At 72.3% G+C, this 19253-nt stretch carries 14 protein-coding genes; 8 read left to right on the top strand and 6 right to left on the bottom strand.

The features are described from left to right. Position 1 precedes the first annotated feature (1 nt). From LX83_RS00850 to LX83_RS00825, 6 genes are read left to right on the top strand one after another with little or no spacing between them, the layout of a single operon-like run. Entirely contained in the window at positions 2 to 1972 is a 1971-nt protein-coding gene (locus tag LX83_RS00850) for a hypothetical protein (protein WP_253765853.1), read from the top strand. Continuing rightward, entirely contained in the window at positions 1969 to 3111 is a 1143-nt protein-coding gene (locus tag LX83_RS00845) for a hypothetical protein (protein WP_253765852.1), read from the top strand. Before LX83_RS00850 ends, LX83_RS00845 begins: the two co-directional genes overlap by 4 nt. 2 nt (positions 3112 to 3113) lie before the next feature. Then, positions 3114 to 3641, top strand: coding sequence for a hypothetical protein (locus LX83_RS00840; RefSeq protein WP_253765850.1), 528 nt, complete (start codon positions 3114 to 3116; stop codon positions 3639 to 3641). Next, positions 3638 to 5512, top strand: coding sequence for a hypothetical protein (locus tag LX83_RS00835; RefSeq protein WP_253765849.1), 1875 nt, complete (start codon positions 3638 to 3640; stop codon positions 5510 to 5512). The genes LX83_RS00840 and LX83_RS00835 overlap by 4 nt, the downstream gene beginning before the upstream one ends. 6 nt (positions 5513 to 5518) lie before the next feature. Beyond that, the gene (locus LX83_RS00830; RefSeq protein WP_253765847.1) at positions 5519 to 7624 is read left to right on the top strand and encodes an ATP-binding protein; all 2106 of its coding nucleotides are present in this window, start codon (positions 5519 to 5521) and stop codon (positions 7622 to 7624) included. A gap of 5 nt (positions 7625 to 7629) precedes the next feature. Then, positions 7630 to 7938 (top strand): hypothetical protein, encoded by a 309-nt coding sequence (locus LX83_RS00825; protein ID WP_253765846.1) that lies wholly within the window; start codon positions 7630 to 7632, stop codon positions 7936 to 7938. Between the two features lie 40 nt (positions 7939 to 7978). On the opposite strand, the gene LX83_RS00820 is transcribed toward LX83_RS00825, so the two are convergent. Further along, on the bottom strand, positions 7979 to 8656 hold the full coding sequence (locus LX83_RS00820; protein WP_253765844.1) for a hypothetical protein: 678 nt from the start codon (positions 8654 to 8656) through the stop codon (positions 7979 to 7981). After that, the gene (locus LX83_RS00815) at positions 8625 to 12536 is read right to left on the bottom strand and encodes a phage tail protein (protein WP_253765842.1); all 3912 of its coding nucleotides are present in this window, start codon (positions 12534 to 12536) and stop codon (positions 8625 to 8627) included. The genes LX83_RS00820 and LX83_RS00815 overlap by 32 nt, the downstream gene beginning before the upstream one ends. Positions 12537 to 12840: 304 nt before the next feature. Between LX83_RS00815 and LX83_RS00810 the strand changes: the two genes are divergently transcribed. Continuing rightward, on the top strand, positions 12841 to 13317 hold the full coding sequence (locus LX83_RS00810) for a pyridoxamine 5'-phosphate oxidase family protein (RefSeq protein ID WP_253765840.1): 477 nt from the start codon (positions 12841 to 12843) through the stop codon (positions 13315 to 13317). On the opposite strand, the gene iolD is transcribed toward LX83_RS00810, so the two are convergent. From iolD to iolC, 4 genes are read right to left on the bottom strand one after another with little or no spacing between them, the layout of a single operon-like run. Then, positions 13314 to 15182 carry a 3D-(3,5/4)-trihydroxycyclohexane-1,2-dione acylhydrolase (decyclizing) gene (gene iolD, locus LX83_RS00805; RefSeq protein ID WP_253765838.1) on the bottom strand — a complete coding sequence of 623 codons (1869 nt, stop codon included), beginning with the start codon at positions 15180 to 15182 and terminating at the stop codon, positions 13314 to 13316. The genes LX83_RS00810 and iolD overlap by 4 nt on opposite strands. Continuing rightward, a complete protein-coding gene (gene iolB / locus LX83_RS00800) occupies positions 15179 to 16018 on the bottom strand; it encodes a 5-deoxy-glucuronate isomerase (protein ID WP_253765836.1) in 840 nt (279 codons plus the stop codon). Before iolB ends, iolD begins: the two co-directional genes overlap by 4 nt. Continuing rightward, positions 16015 to 16884 carry a Cgl0159 family (beta/alpha)8-fold protein gene (locus LX83_RS00795; protein ID WP_253766943.1) on the bottom strand — a complete coding sequence of 290 codons (870 nt, stop codon included), beginning with the start codon at positions 16882 to 16884 and terminating at the stop codon, positions 16015 to 16017. Before LX83_RS00795 ends, iolB begins: the two co-directional genes overlap by 4 nt. Further along, complete coding sequence (gene iolC / locus LX83_RS00790) at positions 16877 to 17824, bottom strand: 5-dehydro-2-deoxygluconokinase (RefSeq protein ID WP_253765834.1); 948 nt, start codon at positions 17822 to 17824, stop codon at positions 16877 to 16879. Before iolC ends, LX83_RS00795 begins: the two co-directional genes overlap by 8 nt. A 201-nt stretch (positions 17825 to 18025) precedes the next feature. Here iolC and LX83_RS00785 point away from each other — a divergent pair, with 201 nt between their 5' ends. After that, positions 18026 to 18766 carry a GntR family transcriptional regulator gene (locus tag LX83_RS00785; protein ID WP_253766941.1) on the top strand — a complete coding sequence of 247 codons (741 nt, stop codon included), beginning with the start codon at positions 18026 to 18028 and terminating at the stop codon, positions 18764 to 18766. The last annotated feature ends 487 nt before the right edge of the window (positions 18767 to 19253 follow it).

Below are 19253 nucleotides of genomic sequence, written 5' to 3'. Positions count from 1 at the left end.
CATGGCACAGGACTGCGGCTGCGGCTGCGGCGGGACAGCGACCAGGACGGCCGCGTTCGTCCGGCCGCGCTTCTTCGCCGGCCAGCTGCTCACCGAGGACGACCTCGGGTTGCTGGTCGCCTACCTGACGGACAAGAACCGGCTGCACAACCGGTCGCTGTCCGGGCCGGGGGTCATCCGCGGCCTTGAGGTCGCCTGCGACCCGTGCGGCGGCGGGAGCGTGCTGGTGCGGCCGGGCCACGCGCTGGACTGCGCCGGCAACGACATCGTGCTGTCCTGCGCGGAGCGGGTCGACGTGGCCGCGCTCGTGCGGGAACTGCGGATCAGCTCACTGGGCGTGGACTGCGGCCACGGCTGCGCCGAGGACGGCCCACGCCACTACGGGTTGTTCGTCCGCTACGAGGAGGTCGCGGCCGAGCCGGTCGCGCCCTACGCCACCGAGGAGCCGTGCCCCTCGCCCGGGTGCGTGCCCTCCCGGGTGCGGGAGAGCTACCGGTTCCTGGTCAGGTGCGGCGAGGTCACCGACCACCGGCACAACCCGGGCAGCCAGCTGCTGGCCAGCATCGGCGACCCGGCCAAGGCCGAGCAGACCCGACTGCGCGACCAGCGCCTCGGCCACTACGTGGACGCCATGTTCACCGCGGCCCTCGCCGCCGACCGGCCGGTGCGCTTCGACGCGGCCGACGCCGCCCGCTACGCGGCCAGCCTGGCCTGGCTGCGCACCAGCGGCGAGGGCGTGCCGGCCGATCCGGTGGCCCGCGAGATGACCGCGCACGTGCGCGCGCTGGCCAGTGCGGTCGCCCGCTACGACAGCTACGACCGGGCCGGCCAGGACCAGCTCGCCAGGGACTACCCGGACCTGGCCGGCGTGTCCGACGCGCGCGGGGTGCTGCGCGCGGCGTGCGCGCGGCTCGCCGCCACCGACCCCGAATCGGTGTGGCCGGACCCGGTGCGCCGGTCGATCGCCCGCGCGGTGGTCACCGAGACCGGGCTGCGGGTCGCGCCGGAGCGGCCCGATCCGGACGCGCCCCTGGAGGTCCGGATGCTGGCGCAGGGCACACCGCTGAGCTACGGGCTGGGGGTCGAGTTCCGCGCCGACCTCAGCCTGGTCCGGGAGTGGCTGCTGGACCGGCTCGACCGGGCCACCAGGCTGGCCGACTGCGCGCTGCGCGCCGAGGTCGCCCGGGTCACCGTGCCGCCGCTGCTGCCGACACCGGCCGAGGACGGCGGCCCGCCGACCACGGTCGCGGAGCTGCGGCAGCTCGCCGAGGCCGCGGCCGCGCTCACCACGGCGCTGCGCCGCTTCCTCACCGACGCGGCCTGCGCGACCCTGACCCCGCCGGCCACCGACTGCGCCGACACCGACGTCCTGCTCGCCCGCCTGGAACTGGCCGACTGCGACGTGGTGCGGGTCTGCGCGGCGACCAGGGAACAGGTGCTGCCGGGCGGATCGGTGTACGGCGAGTGGCTGCCCAAGCTGTACCGGCTGCGGGAGCTGGCCGAGCGGGTGTGCTGCCAGCCGGTGCCCCGGCACGACAAGCCCACCCTGCCCGAGGACGGCCCGGTGCCCCGGCCCTACCCGGAGAACCTGCTCGGCGACTGGCCCCGCACCGGTGACCTCGACCAGATGCTGACGCTGCTGCTCACGCCAGCCCCGGGGGAGACGCCCCCGAAGGCGATCCACGAGCAGGTGTACACCGCGCCCAGCGAGGTCACCGACAGCCTGCACGAACTGGCCGTGCTGCGGGCCCAGGTGGCCGACCTGACCGCCACCGTCACCGGCCTGCGGGCCCAGCTGAGCAGCGCGCAGGAGCAGGTCAGCGAGGTCGCGGGGCAACTGCCGGAGCGGCTCGGGGCGCGCCTGGCCGACCTGGAGAGCACGTCGAGGGAGCCGGACACCGGTTCGGCCACGTCATCGACCCGGCGGCGGTCCGGCCGAGCCGCCAAGCCGACCTCGGGAGAGTCGACATGACCGGCCCGCTGAGACCCGCGTTCCACGAGGGCCAGGTGCTGGCCGCCGCGGACCTGTCGGCCACCGTGGCGCACGCGCGCGGCGTGGCCGCGCGGCACGCCCGCCACCTGCACGAGTGGGGCATCGCCGAGGGACTGGAGCTGGTCACCGTGCCCCGGACCGACCCGCTGACCAACGCCCGCTACGTGGAGGTGCGCGTGTCAGCGGGGCTGGCCGTGGACGGCACCGGCCGCGAGGTGGTCGTCGCCGAGCCGGTCGTGCTGCGGGAGAGCGACTTCGCCTCGGTCAACGGGGCGGACCAGCCGACCGACGAGCCCTACCCGGTGTTCCTCACCGCGCTCGACCGGGACGCGGCCCAGTCGAGCGCGTTCGCCGGGGCGTGCGGCGCCACCGCCGGGTCCACCCGGGTGGAGGAGTCCTACCAGGTCCTGTTCGGCCGCCTCGGGGACGAACGGCTGGTCGCCGACCAGCAGCCACCCGAGGTCGGCGCGGCCCCGGCCGACCCGTCCACCCGCTGGCTCGTGCTGCTCGGGTACGTGCGGTGGACCGAGGGGCACTTCACCGGCGTGGCCAGCACCGCCCGGGAGGTGGGGTTGCGCTACGCCGGGGTGCGCGCGGACACCGTGGCGGCGCGGGCTGGCGCGCTGACCCTGCGCACCAGTCCGACCGTCCAGGAAGGACAGCCGGCGGTGGTGCTGTCCGGTGGTGACCCGCCGAGCCTGGTGTTCGGCCTGTACCAGGGCAGCGGCTCGGTGGCCCCGCTGATGACCGTGGCCGCCAACGGGAACCTGACCATCGCGGGCAGCTTCTCCGGTCGGACCTCCGGGGGCAGCGTGCTCGTCCAGACCGGCACGGCCACCGACGGCATGCTGCTGCCGCTGCCCGCCGGCGTCACCCCGCAGCAGGTCGCCGACGGCCGGGTGGTGCTGCACGTCCAGCTCACCCCGCGACCGCCGCTGACCCACTCGGCCACGGCACTGCACAGCCCGGTGGAGGCCACAGTGGACGGTGAGCGACGGGTGCGCTGCCGGGTGCGCCTGTTCGACCCGGTGGCAGCCCCGGGCAAGGTCGTGGAACAGCCGGGCGCGGTCGACTTCCTCATCCTGGCCGCGGTCGCGGCAACGAACGGCGGGGGCTGACGATGGGGCTTTCCGTGGTGTACGTGGCCGACACCGGGCACGTGGTCGGCGCGCTGGCACTGACCGGCGCCGGCGCGCCCGTCGAAGTGGGGTCGCTGGTGGGCGAGGCGCTGCCGGTGCGGGTCTCGCTCAGCGGCGGCCGGAGCGCGGTGCTCGCGCTGCCGGACCGGCGACTCGCGGTCGCGGCCGTCGACGACGAGCCGGCCGTCTTCGCCGAGCCGCTGGCCTTCGGGGTGGACACCGGCCAGGACGGCAAGCCCAGGCCCGCACTGGCGCAGCTGGCGCCGTGGTCCACCACGCTGGAGATCACGGCCGGCAAGCTCGTGCTCACCCTGCCGGCGTCGGTCACCCGGCTCACCCCGGTGCTCGCGCTGATCAGCGACGGCCAGCAGGCGCACGTGCTGGTCGGGGAGGTGCCGGCCGGTGGCGCCCAGGCGGAACTCCCGGTGGCCCTGGACACCGGCGAGCACGGCGCACTGGTCCTGGTGGCCGGGTACGCGGGCCGGCTGCAGGAGGTGACCGCGCCATGACCACCCCCACCCGGCGGACCAGCGCCGACATCGTGGTGCGGGACTGCACCGTGACGGTGGTCCGCCGCGGTGGGTGGAGCTGGGGCCCCGACCCGACGGCACTGGTCGACCAGGTGCTGGCCGCGCTGCCGGACCTGCTCACCGAGCGGTTCGCCGACCAGGTCACCGAGGACGGGCCGGACGTGGAGATCACCGACCCGGTGCTGGTGACCGCTCGGCTGGACACCCGCCGGTGGTCCGGGAGCGGCGCCCCGCCCGTGGACATCCGCATCGACCCGGCGCCGGCCGGTGGCGTGCCAGCGGCCGCGCCCGCCGTGCCCGACGGCGACGCGGTGTCGTTCGCGGAGTCGTTCCTGCCGCGGCCGGCCTGGTCGCCGCCGCTGGTCACCGACCTGTTCACCGACCTCGCCGAGCGCGGTGAACTGGACGCGGTGCTGGCGCTGCTGCCGGTGGAGTCGCTGCGGGTCTACCTGGCCGCTCTGCTCGACGTGGTCAGCACCGACCCGGCGGCGGCCCGGTCCACAGCGGACTGGTCCACCCCGCTCACCCGGCTGACCGCGGAACTCCGCCGCCGCGCCGAGCCCCGGCACGGGTCCACGGCCACCGCCGACCAGACCCACCACGGCCCGCAGCCGTCCACACCGGACGGTGACACCGCGGCCGTGGTCCGCCTGGCGCGGTCCCTGCTCGCGTCGACAGCCACGACCGCGCCCGCAGCCGACGCCACGACCCACCCCGCGGCCGGCCAGCAGTCCACACCGGACGGCGGTGAAGCCGCACCGACCGGGGCCACCGCCGTGCCCGCCAGCGGCCCCCCGCCCCCGGCACCCGCCGCGCCAGCCCCGGCCGCCGGCCCGCTGCCGGCTCCGGCGGTGGGTGAGACGCGGGTCTGGTCGGTGCTGCCGTTCCTGATCGCCGGTCCGCTGGCGCGGGTCGGCTACCTCGACGCCATCGGCCCGGCCCTGGCCGGTCTCGATCTCGCCGACGCCGCGCCGCTGTTCGCGACGGCGTTGGCGTACAAGGTGCTGGGCCTGACCGAGCGCGGCTGGCGCCGGACCGAGCGCGACAGCACGGCTGCCGCCGCGTTCGCCGGGCTCGACGCACCCGTGCCCGAGGACGCCCTGGTCGGGTTCGCCCGTCAGGTGCGACCCGCACTGCCCGTGCTGGACGGGGTGCTCTCGCTCGCACTGTGCCGGGGGCACGACCCCGCCGACCCGCTGTTGGTCACCGGGGTGGCCGACCAGCTGCTGCTCGTCGACGCGCAGGGCGTGTTCCCGATCGCCTGGTCCGCCGGTGTCCCCGGGCTGCTGCCGCACTGGCGGGCCTGCGGACGGCCGCCGGTGCTGGTCTGCGCGGGCCCGCTGCCGTCGGGCTGCCTGGCCGAACTCGCCGCGGCGGGCGTGCGGTTCGTGACCGACGCCCGGCCGCTGCGCGGCGACCCGGTGACCCGGCTGCCCCTGCCGACTCCACTGTGGACATCCAGTGGCCCTCGGCCCGATCTCCGGCTGGCCGCGTCGCTGCCCGGACACGCCGGGCGCCTGGGTGAGCTGGTCCGCGCCCTGGTTGTCGAGCGCCGGGCGGTGCCGCTCGCGGCCGACGACGACCTGGAGCGCAGCCTCACCGTGGCCGCGGGACTGGGCCTCGGCCTGATCGCCTGGACGCTGTGGCACGACCGGGAGACACCGGATCCGGTGCTGGCCCTGGCCCGGCTGGCCGATCTGGAGGCGACGGTGCGGTTCGAGCGCGCCGCCGTGCGGGTGCGGATGCCCCTCGGTCGCCGCCACGCCGACCTGCTGCGTGCCGGCCTGCTCGCCGACGTGCGCGACGTGGTGTGGCTGGGCGGGCGAAGCCTGACGTTCTCGGGAGGGTGAGGCGCGTTGAGCGACGTCGCCGTGCAGCACCTGCGCATCCGGCTGGCCGCCGTGCACCGGGCGCTGCGCCTCGCGGTCGAGCGCCAGGCGCGGCTCGCCGCCCTGCTCACCCGCCCGGATCTCACGCCCTACTGTGTGACCGACGAACAGGTCGGCGTGCTGCTCGACCAGGTGGACGCCGCGGCCGGCGCCATGACCGAGCCGGCCCCGCAGCCGCCGCCGGAACCCGAGGCCGAACGGGACCTGCGGCGCCGGGCCGCCGCGCACGGCGTAACCCTGCCACTGGACGCGCTCGCCACCAGGTTCGGCCTGACCCGGGTGGAGCAGGACGCGCTGCTGCTGGTCGCCGCACCCGAACTGGACCCGGGCTACGAGCGGATCTACGCCTACATCGTCGACAACCTGAACCGGCGCCTGCCCTCGGTGGAGCTGCTGGTCACGGTGGGCGCGGACACCCCGGCCGCGCGACTGGCCCGGCGCCGCGCCCTCGGCCCGACCGGGCCGCTGCGCCGCTTCGGCCTGCTGCGCGCCTGCGGTGCGGCCCCGGTCGAACTCGCCCAGGAACTCGTCCTCGGTCCGGGGGTGTTCGACTTCCTGCTGGGCTGGGGCGGGGATGTCGGGCTGCTCGGCCACGACCCCGGCGAGGTGCGCCAACCACAGCCGCAGGTGGTTCCGCCCGGCCTGGCCGCCGACCGGCTCGCCCGGCTCGGCCGGGCACTGGGCGCGGGCGAGATCGACCTGCTCGGGCTGTGGGGCTGCCCCGCGGACAGCCAACTCGACGTCGTGCACGCGCTGGCCGCCGCGGCGGGCAGACCCCCGCGCGTGCTGACCGCTGGCGTCGAGGACGACCTGCGGGTGGCCGCCGCCCTGGACGCGGTGCTGTGGGTTCCCACCGACGACCTGCACGACGAGCCGCGCCGGTCGGTGGCCGAGATCCTGTCCGGGCTGCTGGCCCGGTCCCGGGTGCCGGTGTGCCTGACCGGCGTCAAGCCGTGGCGTCCGGCCAGCCTGCTCGCGGCCAGGGCCTACGCCGAACTCACCGTTCCGGTGCCGGGATTCCGGGACCGCCGTGCCATGTGGTCGGCCGCCCTGCCCCAACTGGACGGCACCGCCCTGGCGGACCTCGCCGCCCGGTACCGGATGAGCGGCGGGGAACTGCGCGCGGTCGCCTCGGTCGCCGCCGCTGGCGCGCGCGTGGCCGGCAACGGACGACCGGAGCCCGTCGCCGCCCACGTGGAGCCCGCCATCGCCACGGTGACCCGGCACCGCAACGGCAGCGCCGTCCAGTCGATCCTGCCCCGGCGGGCCATCGAGGACCTGGTGCTGCAGGACGCGCAGCTGCACCAGATCCTGGAGATCGCCTCGGCGTTCCGCGCCTGGCCCCGCATCGCCGAGTCCTGGGGTTTCGCCAGGCGTTCGGCCCACGGCGGGGTGAAGGCGCTGTTCACCGGGGAACCGGGCACCGGCAAGACCATGTCCGCGGAGATCGTCACCGGCATGCTCGGCCTGGAGCTGCTGAAGGTGGACCTCGCCCAGGTGGTCTCCAAGTGGGTGGGGGAGACCGAGAAGAACATGGAGGCCGCGTTCCGGCAGGCCGAGGAGAGCCACGCGGTGCTGCTGTTCGACGAGGCCGACGCCCTGTTCGGCAAGCGCGGCGAGGTGCGGCACGGCACGGACCGGTACGCCAACCTGGAGGTCGGCTACCTGTTGCAGCGCCTGGAGGCCAGCGACGGCCTGGTGATCCTGACCAGCAACCTCAAGGACAACATCGACCCGGCCTTCACCCGCCGCTTCCACTTCGTGGTCCACTTCCCCCGCCCCGGCGCGCCGGAACGGCGCAGGCTGTGGCGGCTGGCGTTTCCCGAGGAAGCCCCGCTCGACGCGGACGTGGACCTGGACGCGTTGTGCCGCCTGGACATGACCGGTGCGGGCATCACCGCGGCCGCCCGCACCGCCGCCCTTGCCGCGGCCGACGCCGGCAGTACAGTGATTGGCATGCGCCACGTCGTTCGTGGCGTGGCCCGCCAGTTCCAGCGGGAAGCCCGGCTGCTGCGCCCGTCCGAACTCGGCCCCCACGCCCACCTGCTCGCCGACGAGCCGACCCCGGGGTGACCCTGATGCTGCCCGCTGAGATGCCCCTGTCGCTCACCCGAGTCCTGGCACCGGCGTCACCGGCCGCCGCCAAGGAGTCCACCACCGCCGCCAGCGTGCACCAGGGCCGCACCGCCCCACTGGCGACCAGCGTCGCCCCAGCGGTGAGCAACGCGGCAGCCGCCCAGGCCCTGCACGCGAAACCAGAAGTGTCCACTGTGGAACGCGCGCTGCTGGCCGGCCAGAGCCAGACCGGCAACGCCGCCGTGGCCACCGCGGCGACCAAGGGGGTGCCGGTCGTGCCGGCGTCGCCGCTGGCATCGCGGCTGCCGTAGGTTCCGGTCCGATGACCCACGGACCCGGCGCGGACAGCGGTTATTCGGCGAGCCCGAGTTCACGTAGACGTTCCAGGATCCGCAGAAGGTCCCGGAAGTGGCGCGATCGTTTCGGGGCGACGGCAACCATCGAATCGAACGGGCTGTGCTCGAATCTGCTGAGGTAGATGTCGGCATCTATGGGCAGAGCACGGTGGTCCAGGTCGGCCAGGCGCTGTCGGTGTAGGAGGAACTGGGTCTCCGGATCACGCCTGACCAGGTCTCCTGGCACGTAGTCCAGACTCACGTCGGTGAATTCAGCCCCGCTGACGTCAAGTGCCCAGTCGATTGACTCGTAGGCGCGGATTATCGACTGCTCGGCCACGGGACTCGGCTTCTCCCTCGGCTTCGGCATTGGAGACACGGCCATGAGCGGGCCGATCCTGCCGCTGATCCTCACCCGGGAGAACACGCATCCGTTCAGGTAGAGCATTCCGCCCTTGATCGCCAGATGTTCCACCGAGACATCCTCAAACCGGGTTCCCACGACCGTGCAGTTGTCCAGGGTGCATCGCGTTGCCCTGATCCGGCGCACCACCAGGCTCGGGTTCGGATCGTCCCACTGAACCAAGCTGGAACCGACAAAGGTGCACTGGTCGAGTTCGATGTCCTCGACAACCTGTCCACCCCCAACGGAACGGAGGTTGTCAAACCGTTGTTTTGTGATCCTTGTCGTCACGCTGACTCTTCTCGGGAGGGGGCGGGAACACGGCTTCGAGCACCTTGTTGTCGATGGTCTTGTACGTGATGAGTTGTGTCGCACGGCTGATGTAGGAGCGTTTCAGGTGGTCGGTCCTGGAGGTGCTACTGGATCCGGTGATGTCCACGGGTATCTTTCTGCTCCCGTCGATGACCAGGAAGTCCGGTATGCTCGCGCCGGGCTGGCTGGATCCGCCGCGCTCGATGTTCTTGTCGGCCGCGACCTGAGCGGCGACATACTTCTCTATGACCATACCAACGAACCGTGCCCGCAAATCAGGGCGGTGGTGTCCGGCCCGGCACATCCCGGGGGACATTCGGCGCCGCAACTCGCCCGCGGGCAATCCGCCGGCTTCAGTCGTGGCGTCCTGCAGTCGTTGCAGGCTCTCCAGCGCCTTCTTGCCGACCATGTTCTGGTCGCCTATCACTATGTTGTACGTTCTTCCCGAGTCCCCTTGGTATCTTCCGATCAGCCGATAGATCGCGCCTTCGATGAGGTCCCTGCCGTTCCAGGTGGGGTAGTTTCCGGTGGTCTCGGCGGTGCGCACCGCGCCCGACGTGCTGTACTTCGTGTAGTCCTTGATCTTCTTGTCTCGGTTGACTTCAGGAACGACGCGTTCCACGACGTCCTCGTAGGGCCCCTCCTTGTCGTGGTGTCGGGCCACGCGAACGATGTCGTCCCGGATCTCCTTCTCCAGCATCTTGGGGTCGCGGAGGGCGGCGGTCGCCACGAGGTCCTTGGCGTCGAAGTCTGTGCCGTACTGGACGATTGCGGCCTTGAGGTCCCGGAACGCCTTGGCGAACCCCGGGTAGTCCAGGAGATTCTTTACCTTCTTTCCCTTCTCCTGTTCGGCCTTCTCGATGATCCGCTCGACCTTCTTGGCGGACTTGATGATCCCGTTCAGCGCCTCGATCTTCTTCTCGCGCTGCGGGTCTTTCTTGTTGTTCCGCAGTTTGCTGACCAGGCGACCGGCCTTGACCGACACCTTCAGCCGCTGGCTCGCGATGTCGACGCCCTCGCCGGGCGTCGCGATGAGCGTGTGCCCCTCGCCGCTCATGGAGAGGGTTGTCTGCTCGGGTGGGATGCGTGTGTCTGCGTGCCTGGGTTGGCTTGGCTTGTCCGGCCTGGGCTTCACATCCTTGGGTTTGCGATGCTTGTCCGCCCTGCGCGGCTTGCCGGGGCGGTCGCGGTCCTTGCGGTGCTTGGACTTCGTGGGCTGCTTGGACTTCTTGGGCTTCTTCTTGTCCAGGGCGCTCTTGAGCTTGGCCCAGAGCTTCTTCACCAGGCCGACGATCTTGTCGACGACCCAGTCGACCGCGCGGTTCACCGGCTTGGACATGGCCTGGACGATCTGTTTGACCTTGGCGGCGATGCCGCCGATGCCCAGCAGTGAGGCCAGGAAGCCGAGCAGCACCGGGATGGAGCGGGCCAGGGCGCGCTCCACCAGGCCGGGCACGCCGCCGCCGGCGCCCTTGGCGATGGCGATGACCGCGTCCAGCACGGCGTTGACGAAGTCGATGATCTGGCGGGCCTGGGTGACGACGAACCGGACGATGTCGATGATCAGCTTGACCGCGCGGACGAACGCCGACGCCGGGTTGAGCAGGGAGATCACCCAGGTGATGCCGGCGACCACGATGGTGGGTGTCACGTACGCGATGACCTTGTCCAGCAGGTCCTTGCGCAGGTCGCCGAGGCGGGTCTTGAGGTCCTCCCACATGCCGGCGACACCGCGCCGGCGCACCTCGGCCACCAGGGGCACGGCGGTCTCCGCGGCGGCGACCGCGCGTTCCGGCACCTTGCGGGTGATCCGGGCGCGGATCGACGGCCAGGTCAGGCCGAGCAGGCCGGCGATCATGGTGAGCACGCCGCGGGTGTCGAACTTCTCCGGCAGTTGCAGCCCGGCCTCACTGGCCCGGCCCAGCAGCCAGGACATGATGCCCTGCTGCAGGTGCCGGCCGATGTTGCGGAGGAACTGGCGCAGGCCGTTGCCCACGGCGGAGACCAGGTTGCGCAGGAAGCCGATCGGGTCGCGCAGGATGCCGAGGACCGCCTGGGCGGCCTTGGCCAGCACCGCGAGCAGCAGCCGTTTGAGTTCCAGGATGGTGTCGATCACGCCCTTGACCGCGTCGACGGCCTTGGCCACCAGGCCCTTGTTCTTCTCCTTCTCGGCGGCGATCTCGTCGTCGACGGCCTTGAGCGTCTCGGTGTACTTGGTGGCCAGGGTGTCGACGAGTTCCGTTCCCTTGTCGTCAACGGCCTGCGCGAGTTGGTCGAACCTGTCGGTGAACTCGGCCGCCGCCTGCTGGCCGATCGACTGGAGGTGGGCGGGCAGCGCCCTGACCTCGGCCCGCAGTTCGGTCCGGCCTTGCGCGATGCGCCGCTTCGCCGCGTTCAGGTCATCGGCGATGGTGGTGGCGACATCGGAGATGACGCGCCGCATGCGGGTGATGTAGTTGTTGCGCGCCTCGTCGAAGATCTTGTCGGCTTCCGCGGGCAAGCCCGCGAACAGATCCCTGACCCAGCGCAGCTTGCCGGTCGCGCCGGAGTACCGCCGGTCCTTGTACTCCGCCATCTTCTGCTTGTGCTCGGCGGTGAACGCGTCCCGTGCCTGCTTCTCGTCCCTGGTGAACTGGTCGTCGACCTTCTTGTCCAGGCCGTTGAGGATGGCCTCGACGTCCGCCTTCATCCTGTCGAAGACGCCCTGCAGTTTCGCCGTGACCTCGGCGCGCTTGTCCTCGTCACGGTTCTTGGCCCCGGTCTTGCCCGCGCCGACCTGTTGGCCGGTGCGCACCCGGCGGGCGCCCATCGCGCCCATGGCGGCCGTGCCGAGGCGCCTTGCCTCCGCTGTGGACGCCCGCAGTTGCCGTGCCTCGTGCTTGCGCAGCTGACCGGGGGCTGTGGCGGAGTGCTGTTCGACCGTCTTCTTCTCGTTCAGCGCCGTGGTGAAGCTGGGTTCGTTGGCCCGGCGCAGCTGGGTTTCGGTGACGTCGGCGGTGGCCATGCGCCGCTCGATGTCGGCGGGTCCGGCGGACATGTCCGTGGCCGATGGCGGCAGTTGGTCCGGCACCGCGTTGCCCGGACTGGGGGTGCCCGGGGTGGCGGGCGGCCGGTCCGGGCTCATCGGGACGACCTTCTTGGGCACCGCCGCTGACGTGTCCGGCGGTGCCGCGGTCGTGGTGGCGATCTGCTCGGCGGAGGTCGCCTTGCCCTCGCCGACCTTGCCCTGCACCTCGCCGCGGATCTCGTCGGCCTTGCCGGAGTCGGCGAACTTGTCCGCCTCGTCGAGGTTCTTCGGCGCCTTGTCCGTGATGGCCTTCTCGACCGCCCTGATGAACGCGTCCTTGTCGAACTCCTTGGGCTGGGCGTCGTTCATCTTCTCGGCGTTGGCGGTCTTGCCCTGCGCCTCCTGGTCGTCCTTGGGCGGCACGGCCGCGTCCTGGGCCGCTGCCGCTTCGGTGCGCGGGGCCGGGTGTGAGTCCGCCACGGTCCGCTGCTTGCGCTGGACGTCCTTCTTCAACCTGGCGAACTTGGGGTCACCGGCCGGGCCGGGCCGCCGCTTCGGACCAGGCGCGGCGCCGGTGTCCGGGGTCGGGGCCGCCGCGGGAGCCGGTTCGGGCGCGGCCGGCTGGGCGGCGGTGGGTGCTGGTTCGGCCCGGCGGGCCGCGGCGACCGCACCGTTGCCGACGATGTCCTGCCCGGCGAACGGGGACTTGCCCGCCGGCAGAGGTGGCACGGCCGGGCTGTGTCGGTTGGTCAGCGCGGCCGTCACCGCCGCGTTGGACGCGGACACCAGCGGCGGACGGGCGGGTTCCCGGGCGGACGGCCGGTCCTTGGTCGCCACCAGTGCCGGGGCCACCGCTGAAGCGGGGGACGTCACCGACGGCCGCAGCGCACGGGCTTTCGGCGGCGGTGGCATCGAAGACAACCCTCCTGCGGCGGGGCGATGCCGGCGGGAACCCGGGGCGATGCCGACACCTGCCCGAAGGGTGGCAGCACCGGCGTGGCCGGGCCGTCACCGCGCTGTCGCTGAGGCGTTGCCGCGGCGCGCCCGTCTACCACAGTGGGTGGATGCGGCGGTTGCGACGGCGCTCCTGGTGTCGAACCGGGTCAGCAGGGCGAGGCGTGACAGGGCCGGCTGCACGGCGCTAGATTCCACAACCGTGGTCGTGCGATCCGGTGGGAGCGGCGCGGACGTGATCCGCGAGTTCGTGCGGATCGCGCACGGCGTCGTCTGGTGCACACTGGCCACAGTGGACGATCGTGGGCGCCCTCGCTCCCGGGTGGTGCACCCGTACTGGGAGCGCACCGACCACGGGGTGACCGGCTGGCTGTTCACCAGGCCGGCCTCGCTCAAGGTCGCGCACCTGGCGCGCCACCCGCACGCGTCGTGCTCGTACTGGAGCCCCAGCCAGGAGACCGCGGTGGCGGAGTGCGACGCCGAGATCGACGACACCGAGCCGGTCCGCCGGCGGGTGTGGGCCCTGTTCGCCACCGCGGCCGAGCCGCTCGGCTACGACCCGCGCATCCTCGGTGCCGACGACCACCGGGACCCGTCGATCACCGTGCTCAGGTTGACCCCGTGGCGGCTGCGCACACCGGGCGGGGTGTGGCGACGCGCCGCCAGCCACCCCGCCTAGAGGTAATGCCGCTGGTGCCGCTTGTGCGCGGCGTAGGTCTCGTGGGCCTTGCGCGTGGAGTCCAGTTCGGACACCTGGCCGACCGGCACGTCCCACCACGCCGATCCGGGCGGGTTGGGGCCGAGCGGGTCGGTTTCCACGTGGACGACGGTGGTCGTGGTGTTCGCCTTGGCCTGGGTGATGGCGGCCCTGAACTCCGCCACGGTGGTGGCGCGCAGCACGGTGGCACCGAGGCTCTCGGCGTTGGCGGCCAGGTCGACCGGGAGGATGTTGCCGTCGAGCAGCCCGGAGTCCCGGTCGCGGTAGCGGTACTGGGTGCCGAACCGCTGCGAGCCCAGGGCGTCCGACAACGAGCCGATCGAGGCGAAACCGTGGTTCTGCACGAGCACCACGACCACCTTCAGGCCCTCGGCGACCATGGTGACGATCTCCTGCGCCATCATCAGGTACGAGCCGTCGCCGACCAGCACGAACACCTCGCGGTCGGGTGCGGCCAGCTTCACGCCGACTCCGGCGGCCACCTCGTAGCCCATGCACGAGTACGCGTACTCGACGTGGTAGGCCTTGGGGTCCCTGGCCCGCCAGAGCATCTGCAGGTCGCCCGGCATCGACCCGGCGGCGTTGATCACCACGTCCCGGTCGTCGACCAGTTCGTTGAGCGCGCCGAGGATCTCGGTCTGCGCCGGCAGCGGGCCGTGGCCGAGGTGGAAGCAGGCGTCCGCGGTGCGGTTCCACTCCTCGGCCAGCGCCCGCACCCGCGCCCGGTAGGCCTCGTCCACCTGCCAGCCCGCCAGTGCCCCGTGCAGGGCCTGGATGCCGAGTTTGGCGTCCGCGAGCAGCATCTCCGCGGCGTGCTTGGCCGCGTCGAGCCGGGCCACGTTGAGGTTGACGAACCTGACCTCGGGGTTGCGGAAGAGCGTGTGGCTGGCGGTGGTGAAGTCGGAGTAGCGGGTGCCGATGCCCAGCACCACGTCCGCCTCGGCGGCCAGGGCGTTGGCCGCCGACGTGCCGGTCGAGCCGAGGCCACCCACCGCGCACGGGTGGTCCCACGGCACCGCGCCCTTGCCGGCGTGGGTGTCCGCCACCGGGATGCCGGTGGCCTCGGCGAAGGCCCGCAGTTCGGCCTCGGCCTCGGCGTAGACCACGCCACCGCCGGCCACGATCAGCGGCGTGCGCGCGGCGCGCAGCAGCGCCACGGCGCGCGCCAGCGCCGGCGCCTCCGGCACCGGCCGACCCACCCGCCACACCCGGCGGCGGAAGAACTCCTCGGGCCAGTCGAACGCCTCGGCCTGCACGTCCTGCGGCAGCGCCAGGGTGACCGCGCCGGTCTCCACCGGGTCGGTCAGCACGCGCATCGCGGCCAGCGCGGCCGGGATCAGCTGTTCCGGCCGGCTGATCCGGTCGAAGTACTTGGACACCGGCCGGAACGCGTCGTTGACGGACACGTCGCCGCCGCGCGGGTCCTCCAACTGCTGCAGCACCGGGTCGGGGGAGCGGGTGGCGAACATGTCGCTGGGCAGCAGCAGCACCGGGAGCCGGTTGGTGGTGGCCAGGGCGGCACCGGTGATCATGTTCGTCGAGCCGGGACCGGTCGAGGCGGTGCACGCGAAGGCCTGGAGCCGGTTGCGCATCTTGGCGAACGCGCTCGCCGCGTGCACCTGGCCCTGCTCGTTGCGGGCCAGGTAGTACGGCAGGTCGGCCTCGCCGGTGCGGGCGGCCTGCAGCAGCGCCTGGCCGAGCCCGGCGACGTTGCCGTGCCCGAAGATGCCCCACACGCCGGGGATCAGCCGCTGTTCGACACCGTCGCGCTCGGAGTGCTGGTTGGCGAGGAACCGGACCAGGGCCTGGGCCGTGGTGAGTCTCACTGCTTCCTCCCGAAGGGCAGACGTGGGTCGACGTCCTGCGACTCCCAGGTCTGGCGCACCCAGCCGTGTGCTGGGTCGTCGCAGATCAGCCAGGCCCGGTCCGGCCCGGGGCCGGCCATCACGTTGAGGTAGTACAGGTCGTAGCCGGGGGCGGCCATGGACGGGCCGTGCCAGCCGTGCGGGATCAGCACGACGTCGCCGTCGCGGACCTCGGCGAGCACGTCCACGGGCCGCTGCTCGGTCCCGTACACCCGCTGGTAGCCCATGCCGCCGTTGGCGACCTCGAAGTAGTAGATCTCCTCCAGCTCGCTCTCGCCCTCGCGCGCCTCGTCGTGCTTGTGCGGGGGATAGGACGACCAGTTGCCGCCCGGCGTCAGCACCTCGCACACCAGCAGCTGGTCGGCGTCGAAGGTGTGCGGCAGGCAGTAGTTGTGCACCTGGCGGCTGCAGTTGCCGGCGCCGCGCAGTTCCACCGGCACGCGCTCCGCCGGCCCGTAGCGCGCGGGCAGCCGCCGGTCGGTCCGGGCCGAGGGCAGGGCGAACCGGCCGGTGCCGGTGATCACGGCCGTTGAGTCCCTCGGCAGGTAGGCGAAGTCCGTGACGCCGTCGAACACGCCGGCGCGTCCGGTGAGGTCGAAGGCCGCACCGTCCACGGTGACCACGCAGCTGCCGGACAGCGGCAGCACCAGCGCCTCGGAGTCCGCTGTGGACACTTCCTGGCTGCCGTCCAGGTGCAGCACGCGCAGGCCGGAGCAGCCCCAGCCGGCCGAGTCCGGCGTGATGACGACCTCGAACGGTCCTTCGGCGGTGCTGCCCGCCGGTCGGTAGTTCGTCACAGCAACCCCACCGCCGTGTCCACTGCCTTGGCGACGTCCCCGTCGTGCGGGTACAGCAACGACCGCCCCACCACCAGGCCCTGCACGGTCGGCAGCGCCAGCGCCTTCTGCCACGCGGCGAACGCGGCGTCGGCGTCGCGGACCTCACCGCCGAGCAGCACCGCGGGCAGGGTGGACGCGGCGAGCACGCGCTCCATGTCCTCGACCACGGGCAGCTTCAGCCAGGTGTAGGCGGAGGTGCGGCCCAGCCCGGAGGCGATGGTGATGGACCTGATCACCGCCTCCGGCGACAGGTCGTTGACGATCTTCCCGTCGACCCAGTTCGACAGGAACGGTTCGACCATGGCGATCAGCCTGCGCTCGGCCAGCTCGTTGACCGCGTTCGCGGAGTTCTCCAGCACGCTGGGCGTCGCCGGGTCGCCGAGCGCGATGCGGGTGAGCATCTTGCCGCCGTCGAACCCCATCCGCGCGATCGACTCGGCGTCATAGCCGGCGAACCGGTCGTCGATCTCGAAGCTCGACCCGGCCAGCCCGGTGCGGTTCATCGACCCGAACACCGTCTTCCCGTCGAGCGCGCCGAGCAGGAGCAGGTCGTCCAGGATGTCCGCGGTCGCCAGCACGCCGGTGACGCCGGGGCGCTCCAGCGCCAGGCAGAGCCGGTCGAGCAGCTCACCCCGGTCGGCCATGGCCAGCGGGTCGGCGCCGACCTTGTTCGCGCCGCGCGCGGGGTGGTCGGCGGCGATGATCATCGTCCTGCCGTGCGGACCGAACAGCGAACGCGGTCTGACCCGTCTGGCGGCGGCCTCCGCGATCGCCTCCGGATTGCCCACCCGCCGCGCCACGATCTCGCGCACCTTGTCAGTCACCCGCACCCAGCCTCCTCAACACCTGTTCCTCGGTCGGCATGGCATCGGAGCAGGCGAGTTCTCCGGCCACGTGCGCGCCGGCCGCGTTGGCGAAGCGCATGGTCCGCTCGGTGTCCCAGCCGGACAGCAGGCCGTGGCACAGCGCGCCGCCGAACGCGTCGCCCGCGCCCAGGCCGTTGACCACCGCCACCGGCACCGGCGGCACCTCGACCTCGCCGGAGTCGTCCACCGCGAGCACGCCCTTGGGGCCCTGTTTGACGACGGCGAGGGAGATCCCCCTGTCGCGCAGGGCTTTCGCCGCCTCCCGCGGTTCGCGGGTGGCGACCGCGGTGTCGCACTCGTCGAGGTTCCCCACGGCGACGGTGACGTGGTCCAGCGCCCTGCTCACCCAGTCGCGCGCCTGTTCGCGGGACTTCCAGAACATCGGCCGGTAGTCCAGGTCGAGCACGGTGATGCCGCGGCGCCCCCGGGCCGCCAGCGCCGCCAGCGTGGTTGACCGGCTGGGCTCCTCGGACAGACCGGTGCCGGTGACCCAGAAGATCCGCGCGTCGCGGATCGCGTCGAGGTCCAGGTCGGCCGGGTGCAGGTCCAGGTCGGGTGCCTGGGGGAAGCGGTAGAAGTACAGCGGGAAGTCGTCGGGCGGGAAGATCTCGCAGAACGTCACCGGCGTCGGCAGGTGGGCGCTGGTGCCCACGAACCGGTCGTCGACCCCGTACTCGCGCAGCGCCCGGTGGATGAACCGGCCGAACGGGTCGGCACCGGTCTTGGTGATCACGGCGGAGCGCCGTCCGTAGCGCGCCGCCGCCACCGCCACGTTGGTGGCCGTGCCGCCCAGGTACTTGCCGAACGAGGAGACGTCCTCCAGCCCCACGCCTGTCTGCAGCGGATAGATGTCCACGCCGATGCGGCCCATGGTGACGAGGTCGAACCGTGCCGTCATCCCTGTCCTCCTCGACAAGAGAGCGAGCCTGAGTTGTGGTGACCCCCGCACGCCTCGACCCTGTCAATCCCGGCCGACTTGGTCAAGACATATGGACATAAGGTCATCAGGGCGAGTGACGCCGATCGGGGTAGGCTTTTTCCGGTGAACCCGAGCCCGTCCTCTGCCGGCCGTCCGGAACGGAACGCCCCGACCTGGGACCTGGCCAGCGAGATCGTGGTGGATCCGGCCAGTCCCGAGCCGCTGTACTTCCAGGTCGCCAGGCAGCTGCGGGCCGCGATCGAGGACGGCCGGCTGCCGGCGGGCGCGCGGCTGGACAACGAGGTGGACATGGCGGCCCGCCTGCGGCTGTCCCGGCCCACCATCCGCCAGGCGATCCAGTCCCTGGTCAACCAGGGGCTGCTGGTGCGCAAGCGCGGGGTGGGCACCCAGGTCGTCCGCACCAAGGTCACCCGGCCGTTGCGGCTGAGCAGCCTGTTCGACGACCTCGTCGGCCTCGGCAAGCAGCCGGAGTCGGTCGTGCTGCGCAACCGGGTGGAACCCGCCACCACCGAGGTCGGTGAACTGCTCGAAGCGCCCGGCCTGGCGCGGGTCCGGCGGATCACCCGGGTGCGCCTGGTTGACGGCGAACCGCTCGCCCTGATGAACAACTACCTGCCCGACGGCATCGTCGACCCGGCCGACGACGAACTGCGCGACAGGGGCCTCTACCAGCTGCTGCGGTCCGCCGGCGTGCGCCTGCACGCCTGCCAGCAGCACATCGGCGCCCGGCTGGCCACCGAGGAGGACGCCGACGTGCTGCGGGAGGAGCCGGGGGCGGCCCTGCTCACCATGCAGCGCACCACCTACGACGACACGGGCCGGGTCGTCGAGTACGGCTGGCACGTCTACCGGGCCTCGCGTTACTCGTTCAACCTGTCGCTGACCAACGGCCCGCAGTAGCCGCCGCCCGCTTCTCCCATTGTGGTGAGCGCGCGACAAGCAAATGCCGGCAGGCGGAAGATTTCCCGAAAATCGGGAATTCGTCGGACATCTCTCGGTGTGCTGCTGTTGGCGAGTTGAAAACTGCTCGGGCGATCGCGGTAATCCGTCGCGGTGGCGCCACGCCTCCGGCGGCTTGTCCACCGGCGTCCCCGCTGATTGGCCGGTGCGCCGATTCTGTTCTCCAGGGCCTCCACTCGGGACTTTCGGGCCGTTTGCCCGACCGGTTCCTGCGCTGCTGCCGACGGGGTTTTCCGGCCTGGTCGCGGTGGATTCGACCGGGTTTTCCCCTGGTGTGCGGCGGGATGACCGGACGGGTGCGGGGACGGAAACGCCGAGCGCGTTATCCGCTGCCGCCCTGAATACCGGTCGTGCTGTCCGCCGTCAATCGAGCGAACGCACCAAATGCCCGGTGGTCGCATCGCCAATTTGAATCTTTTCTCCGCGG

Origin of the sequence: Goodfellowiella coeruleoviolacea, from assembly GCF_024171785.1 — a bacterium.
In the GTDB taxonomy this organism is placed as follows: domain Bacteria; phylum Actinomycetota; class Actinomycetes; order Mycobacteriales; family Pseudonocardiaceae; genus Goodfellowiella; species Goodfellowiella coeruleoviolacea.
The sequence above is the reverse complement of the archived record's forward strand: the minus strand, read 5'-3'. Positions and strand labels throughout refer to the sequence as shown.

Coding starts and splice junctions, on each gene's coding strand:
- LX83_RS00825 (WP_253765846.1), top strand. CDS start 7,630: ATGCTGCCCGCTGAGATGCCCCTGTCGCTCACCCGAGTCCTGGCACCG.
- LX83_RS00840 (WP_253765850.1), top strand. CDS start 3,114: ATGGGGCTTTCCGTGGTGTACGTGGCCGACACCGGGCACGTGGTCGGC.
- LX83_RS00835 (WP_253765849.1), top strand. CDS start 3,638: ATGACCACCCCCACCCGGCGGACCAGCGCCGACATCGTGGTGCGGGAC.
- LX83_RS00850 (WP_253765853.1), top strand. CDS start 2: ATGGCACAGGACTGCGGCTGCGGCTGCGGCGGGACAGCGACCAGGACG.
- iolC (WP_253765834.1), bottom strand. CDS start 17,824: ATGACGGCACGGTTCGACCTCGTCACCATGGGCCGCATCGGCGTGGAC.
- LX83_RS00845 (WP_253765852.1), top strand. CDS start 1,969: ATGACCGGCCCGCTGAGACCCGCGTTCCACGAGGGCCAGGTGCTGGCC.